This window comes from Dietzia sp. Cai40 (assembly GCF_014145165.1).
GTDB classification, from domain to species: Bacteria; Actinomycetota; Actinomycetes; order Mycobacteriales; family Mycobacteriaceae; genus Dietzia; species Dietzia natronolimnaea.
Genome location: NZ_JAALEB010000027.1, coordinates 1 through 7129, shown reverse-complemented (window position 1 = coordinate 7129; position 7129 = coordinate 1). Strand labels below are relative to the sequence as shown.

Annotated in this window: 6 protein-coding genes; 2 read left to right on the top strand and 4 right to left on the bottom strand. The window is 67.3% G+C overall.

Annotated features, from left to right (window positions below; translation table 11 throughout):
* The coding region (locus G6022_RS01385; protein WP_182690916.1) for a hypothetical protein at window positions 1–483 on the top strand (483 nt) is incomplete at its 5' end.
* Window positions 484–696: 213 nt separating this feature from the next.
* On the opposite strand, the gene G6022_RS01380 is transcribed toward G6022_RS01385, so the two are convergent.
* The 3 genes from G6022_RS01380 to G6022_RS01370 form a co-directional block, all read right to left on the bottom strand.
* Window positions 697–1251, bottom strand: coding sequence for a hypothetical protein (locus tag G6022_RS01380; RefSeq protein WP_182639474.1), 555 nt, complete (start codon window positions 1249–1251; stop codon window positions 697–699).
* Window positions 1252–1730: 479 nt separating this feature from the next.
* On the bottom strand, window positions 1731–2279 hold the full coding sequence (locus tag G6022_RS01375; RefSeq protein ID WP_244213206.1) for a hypothetical protein: 549 nt from the start codon (window positions 2277–2279) through the stop codon (window positions 1731–1733).
* A gap of 22 nt (window positions 2280–2301) precedes the next feature.
* Complete coding sequence (locus G6022_RS01370) at window positions 2302–2658, bottom strand: hypothetical protein (RefSeq protein WP_241730990.1); 357 nt, start codon at window positions 2656–2658, stop codon at window positions 2302–2304.
* A 247-nt stretch (window positions 2659–2905) separates the two neighbouring features.
* Here G6022_RS01370 and mobF point away from each other — a divergent pair, with 247 nt between their 5' ends.
* Entirely contained in the window at window positions 2906–6412 is a 3507-nt protein-coding gene (gene mobF, locus G6022_RS01365; protein WP_182690918.1) for a MobF family relaxase, read from the top strand.
* A 45-nt stretch (window positions 6413–6457) separates the two neighbouring features.
* Here mobF and G6022_RS01360 read toward each other — a convergent pair.
* A partial coding sequence (locus tag G6022_RS01360) for a hypothetical protein (protein WP_206682354.1) occupies window positions 6458–7129 on the bottom strand: 672 nt, incomplete at its 5' end.

Here is a 7129-nt window from a genome sequence, read left to right as displayed (position 1 = left end):
GCGGGGGTGCGGATCGGCGAGGTGGCGGCGTGGATGCGTGAGCACGCCGGCGGGGCGGCCGGGGATGTGCCCGAGGCGCCGGATTTGTCGGAGGCGATGTCGGCGATGGTGGCCTCGGTGTGGGCTGCGGCGTGGAAGCGCGCCGCGGAGCAGGCGGATGAGGCGACCGCGGTGGCGCTCGATGCCGCTCGCGCCGGTGAGGCTGACGCCCTCACCGCGGCCGAGAAGGCCACCTTGGAGAAGGATGATGCGGTTGCCGCTCGAGATCGTGCGACCGGCGAGGTGGAGGGGCTGCGCGGCGAGCTGGAGCAGGTGCGAGGTGAGCTCGAGGCTGCCCGCCGGGAGGTCCGCGACGCCCGCACCGCGGCAGTGGAGGCGGATCGGGCGCGGGTTCGCGCCGAGGCCGCCTCAGACACTCTGCGTGAGGTCCTCGATGCACTGCGTGAGGGCAGGGGCGACTCGGCGGCGACGGACGCCTCGTGAGCGCAGCCGATCAACACGTGGCGTGGCGCTGAGCACGCCAATAGTCGCACTCCCCTGACTGTTCAGAGGCCGCCCCGCGGATGGCGCAGCCGCGGGGCGGCGCCGCGTTCAGCCCTGCTGGGGTAAGGGTGCGGCCGGGTCGGGCAGAAACACTCATCGCAGTGGTGCGTCAGACGACTCACCTGACAGTCGTGCGCCGGTCGTTGCCTCTGGTCAGGTTCGTTCGGGCAGGGGGTAGGGGGTGGTGAACTCGGTGAACCACTGGGCCGGTTCCAGGTTGACTCCGCCGACCCATCTGGTGATGGTCTCAGCGGGCAAATCGTAGAGCGCCAGGACGTCGTCGTCTTGGAACAGGTCGCTCGCCAGGTCGCCCCAGGTGTCGGGGTTGTCGGTCTCGGCGGGCCAGGCCATGGCCTGATCGGCTGACAGTCCGGTGTCGGTGACTGCGGCTCGTCTCAGGATCAGGTGCAGCACCATCTCCTCACCAGTGCAGCGGGGCACGGGCGCGCCCCACTGCCTGGCGTCGTTAGCGAGCCGGGTGGCGCACTCGGCGAGTTGGTAGCGCCAGAGGCGGCTCTGAGTGAAGGTGCACGGCGGTAGCGCGTCAAGGATCTGTAGCTGGTCGCCCGTCACCGCTGCGGTGCCGAGCAGATCGGCGTCGGCGCGGATCTGCTCGGCGACCTCAAAGGCCGCGACTGCGAGTGCCTGCGCGCGGCGCGGACCGATGGTGTTGATGAGGTCGACGAACTCGGAATCCAATTCAGTCACGGTGTCAGGCTCCTGGCCGAAAGCGGGGGCGCTTGGTCTCATTCTAAAGCGCCCTGGCACCGGGCATCGGGCCTGTGGCCCGATGCTGCTCGTAAGAATCCCCACCGGCCCGAGAGGGCCCGGGAGACTGTGGCCGAGGGGATACATGGTGATCTTCCGCCGCCCCTGCACGAGTGGTCTGCCCGCCGGCGGGCGCAGAATCGGGGCATGAGGCGTCACCTGTTGCGGCGCTGAGACTTCGTGGTCGGGCTTGCCGGGCACCGACCGTTCCCCGGCCCCGTCATGACGATCGCTACCGTTCACGGCTGGCACCGGCCGTCATAGATTCCACGCCACCTGCGATGGGCCCTCCTGCACGGCCGGGCGCCCCGGCGCCAACGCCGTATCGGCGCGGCCCGCTGACACATCCGCACACCCCGAAATGAGTCGAGGCCCCGCTCGAGCGGGGCCTTGTGTTGGTTGTGAGCCTACGTGTTCGTTCAAAACAGTGGTGGCGTGTCGAGGGGCGCGGCGTTGCCGCAGGCGCGGGCATAGGCGGCTGCGTTCCACCCGCCGGCAACGGCCTCACGCACGGCCAGTGACCGAGCGTGGCGGTCTTGACGATGCGCCAGGGTTCGAATGACTCCGGTGCGCCCGCACGCGACGGCGTAGAGCAGGTTCGCCGCTTGAGTGGAGGCGATGAGATGCCCCTGATCGACGCGGACACACAGTGGTTCGTTGCAGCGGTGCTCCCCCACACCGCCGCCGGTGAGCTCGCCCGAAATCAGCAGCGCAAACCGGTGCGCTGACTCTGTACGGCTCGTTGCATAACGACGCCAGGTGATGCGTCCGTATCCGTCACCGGCGGAGATGGCACCGGTCCAAATCCAGCATCCGTCGGCAGGTGCCTTGATCACACGGGACCAGAACGCGTCGATCGCCGCCTGAGTGGGCGGCAGGGTCGCGCTATAGGGACGCGACCGCCGCGCCGCGCCAGCCGGGGCGGGAGGTGGCGCGACCAATTCCAGGCCCGGCAGAGGAATGTCCACGTCTGCGGGACTGGTGCGCGGGTCAGTGGGACTCGGCACCGTTGTGGTCCGAGGTCGTGTCCGACGCCTGCTCGTCAGTGGTCTCCGGCGTGGAGTCCCCGGTGGCGGTGCGGTCCTTCGCGGCGCGGATTGCCGCGCCGACCTCGCGGGCGGACAGGCCGGTCATCTCGGCTAAATCCGCCTGGGCGACCCCAAGGTCCTTGAGCTCGATCAGTGACTCCCCCAGGGCGGCCTCGGCGTCGGCGCGGGCGTCGATCGCGGAGAACACCGCCACGAGCTTGGATTCGCGCTTGCGCGCCCGCTCGAGCTCGTCAGCCATGGCTTGGCGGGCGCGAGCCCGCGCGGTCTGTGAACGCGAATCAGTCTTCGTAGCAGCCATAGCCCAAACCCTAAAGCACGCCTACGACACCCGCGAGCACCAACCACTTCCCCATCCGGCCACCGTGTTGGCCGCACAGGCCCTGCCTGAGACGTCACCAGTGCCCAAGACCAACCCTCGCTCCTGCTCGCTCAAACAGCCATACACAGTATGCACTTCTAGTGAGCGACGGGAAGTTCCTGGTCGCAGGCCCGCGTGCTGCGACGCGTAGACGCGCCCATTGGTGCCGCATACGCTGGTGGTCGTGATGACCCTCCGAGCCGTACACGCGGGCACTGGATACCAGTACCTGCTGCGCTCGGTGGCCACCCACGACGCCGACCCGCAGGGCCTGGCCCTGTCGGACTACTACGCCGCCAAGGGCACCCCGCCCGGTCGGTGGATCGGCTCAGGTCTAGACGGTCTGGACTCGAAGTCAGCCACCGCCGGGGCGGTGGTCACCGAAGCCCAGATGGCTGCCCTGTATGGCGAGGGGTTGCACCCGGACACCGACGCCAAGATGCTCGCCGGGACCGCATTGAAGGATTGCAAACTCGGCCGATCCTTCCCCCTCTATACCGGCGGCGTCGATGTCCTGGACGCAATCGCCGCGGCCGAGCGGGACTTCCTTAAGACCGAGAATCGCCGCCCGACCACAGCCGAGCGAAGCGAGCTCGCCGAGCAGATAGGCCGGCCGTTCTATACCGAGAAGTTCGGCTACGACCACGCCTCCGGCAAGGACGTCATCGCCTGGGTCAACCGAGAGCGTGACCAGGTCAAGCAAGCGATCGCGGGGTTCGACTTCACGTTCTCCCCGGTGAAAAGTGTCAGCGTTCTGTGGGCACTGGCAGACGAGCAGACGTCGTCCAAGATCGCCGCGTTGCACCACGAATCCGTCACCGAGGCACTGGCGTGGGCCGAAGACAATGCGATCTACACACGGGTCGGCAAGCAGGGAATCGAGCAGGTCAAAACCCGCGGGATTGTCGGCTCTGAGTTCACTCACTTCGATACCCGCGGGGGCGACCCGGACCTGCACTCGCACGTGCTTCTGGCCAACAAAGTGCAAGGCCCGGACGGGCGCTGGCTGTCACTGGATGGACGTGCGGTCTTCCAGATGCACCAAGCCATATCCGCCCGGTATGACGCGATCCTGCACGACAAAATGACCCGCCGGATGGGCGTGGAGTTCACCGCCCATCATCCTCAGCCGGGCAAGGCTCCGATCTGGGAGATCGCCGGAATCGACCGCCGTCTGATCGAGATGTTTTCCTCCCGGCGCACCCTGGCACGCCCGGTCTATGAGCAGTTGGTGACCGAGTACGTGGAGAAGAATGGCCGGCAACCCGCGCAGCGGGCAAGCTACGCCCTGTGGCAGAAAGCCATCCTTGACACCCGCGATGCAAAGAAGCCCGCGCAGTCGCTAGATGAGCACCGCGCAGCATGGAAGCAGGCGGCCGTCGACCGTGTTGGAGCCGAGGTCGTAGAGCAGATTGCGGCCGCTTCCACCGCCACTGACACCGAGGCCAGACGCGAGGCATTCGATGCGGAGCAGCACACCGAGACGGTCGCCGAGCTCGCCATCGCCAGGGTTACCGATGCACGTGCTCACTTCCGTGCCTCGCACCTGGACACTGCGATCTCAACCGCACTCAAGGGCTACCGCTTCGCCTCCGATACCGAACTAGAAGCGGCACACCAGGCCGTGATGAGCCACGCCATGAACACCCTCATCGTGCCGCTGACTCCCCCCGAGCCGATGCTTCTTCCCTCTGCTCTGATGACCGCACGCGGGAGGGGAATCGACCGGCACGCCAACTCTGAGAAGTACACCACCGCCGCTGTTCTGAACGCCGAAACTGCGGTGCTGGAAGCGGCCCGAACCCCGGTCGCTGTCATTGCCACCGAGGCCGCAGTGGACGACGTACTGGCCGCCCACGAGAAGACCGAAGGGTGGTCTCTCAACCCCGGCCAGCAGGCCCTGGCCAAGCACTTGGTGGGGGTGGGAACCCTGGTCGCGGCAGGGGTCGGTCCGGCCGGAACCGGCAAGACCGCGTCGATGAAGGTCGTCGCCAAGACCTGGCAGTCCACGGGCCGAATTGTCATCGGCCTGGCCCCGTCTGCGGCAGCAGCGAGCGTGCTGTCCGAGGACATTAACGCCCCGGCACACACCATCGACCTGTTGACCTTCACCTGGCGCGGACTCAACCCGAACGCACCGGGTAAGACCCTGTCGGCCCTGCCGATTGAGATCTCCCCTGGCGACATGCTCCTGGTCGATGAAGCCGGAATGGCCAGCACCGAGAACCTCGCCGCGCTGACCGAGATCGCCCAAGAATCCGGGGCCGTTGTGCGCCTGATCGGCGACCCCTACCAGCTATCCGCAGTGACCTCAGGTGGCCTGTTCGCCGACATCACCCGCACACCAGGCACGGTCGAACTGGAACAGGTGATGCGCATGGGCGCAGACACCGAACAAGCCGAAGCAACCCTGGGACTGCGGCTCGGAGACACCGCCGCACTCGATCAGTACGCCGATCGCGGATGGGTCACCGGTGGGCATCGCGAGTCCATGCTCACCGATGCCGTTCAGGCCTATCTTTCCGACCTGGAGGCCGGGCGCAGCTCACTGATCATCGCCTCCCGAAACGAAGACGTCGACACCCTCAACGAAGTCATCAGGGCACAAAGGATCGCCGACGGAATTGTCGATGACACCCACACCAGAGTTGTGTCCCGCGGTGACACCGTCGGTGTCGGGGACACCGTCATCGCCCGCAAGAACTCCATGCTCTACTCGACCGACCGAACCCCGCTCGGGCGAGTCATCAACGGACAGTTGTTCACCGTCACCGGACTCGCTGAAGACGGCTCCCTGGCCGTCCGCGACCAGAACACCGGCAACGACATGCTCATCCCAGCCGACTACGCGGAGAAGAACATCCACCTCGGATACGCGGCCACCATCCACCGCTCCCAAGGCGCAACCGTCGACACCACCCACGCCGTCATCGACACCAGCGTGGACCGCGCCGGCCTGTACGTCGCGATGACTCGAGGAAGGAAGGAGAACCGCGCCTACGCCGTGTGCGAGCCGGTCCTCGACCTCGGCGCGGAGGACGGCCACATGCACTCGGCCGGCGACCGGGAAGCACCCACCGCCACCGAGGTTCTGCATACCGTTCTGGCCCGCGACACTCGCCAGATTTCAGCAACCCAAACCCTGCGCACCGAGTACGACCAGGCCACCGACCCCGAGCGTGTGGAAGCGCTCTACCGCCACGGGGCCGAGCTGGCAGCCAAGGCCTTCACCGCCCAGACACTGCCCGACTACCTCGACGCCCTGCCCCGCGCCTACTCCCCCACCGACGAGCTCGGAGACGAGATCGCTCACGCCTGGACAGAAGCCGTTCTCGCCGGCCTGGACCCCCGCGAGATCTGGGCCGAGGCCACCGACAACCTTGAGGACGCGAAGTCGCCCGCAGCAGTCATTGCCCACCGAATCCGTCACGTGACCCGCGAGGCCGACACAGCCGACGAACCGCCCGCCGTAGCCCCCAGCACCCTCGGCACCGACACCGAACTGACCGCATGGCTCACCGACACCCGAGCAGCCCTGACCGCACCGCCTACCCCCGGACCGGTCAGCGACTTCACCGAGTCCTATCTCACCCACCGGTCCGCAGAACAAGAGCGCGGCCCGGACGCCGAGACGACATCCGGACCGCAGTCGGAGTGGGGGGCCAGCACCGATTCCGCACCCGACCCGTGGTGAGTCACCAAGGGTTAGGGAACGTCCTCAGCAGTACTAGCGGCATTCTTAGCCGACCTCTGCTGAGGTCTCGACCTCCGGGGCTGTATCGACGGACACCGCGGCGCTGTCGAAAGTGGCGGCGGCCGGCTGAGCTGTCTGTTCGGACTGGGCGATGAGCTGGGACGGAGTTTGCGTCCCTACGCCGGTGTCGATGACGCCGGCGACTTCCCGCGATCCGCTGCCGACTTCGGTCTTCAGTTCCTCCTCAGTGAGGCCGACCCTGCGCTCACCTGCGAGGACGGCGGTATCAGCCGCCGACAGGTCGGGGCGGTCGGTAATCGCTGAGTCGAGCACACCGGCCAGCTCGTACTCGGTGATTTCCATTGTCACTACGGCGATCACTGCCAGCGTCAGGAAATCCGGGTCTGGGCCTGACTGTTCACGAGCGCGGCGTACGGCCTCATCGCGCTCATGCTCGGCCTGGACGCGATCAAACTCTGCCTGCCGGCGGGCCTCCTGGGCGGCCTGCACCAGCCGTCTGCGCTCCAGCTCCGCGGCGATCACCTCCCGCCGTGCCTGCGCCACAGCCTCGGAAACGCCGGAATCTGCCCGCGCGGTCTCGACCACGAGCGAGCCGACTGAGTGCTGGCGGACGGAGTGCTCACCGAGCGAGCGCGTCCGCGTCGGGTACGGACTAGCCGCCGCGCCCACGCGGGCGTGACGGATCAGATCGGCGAC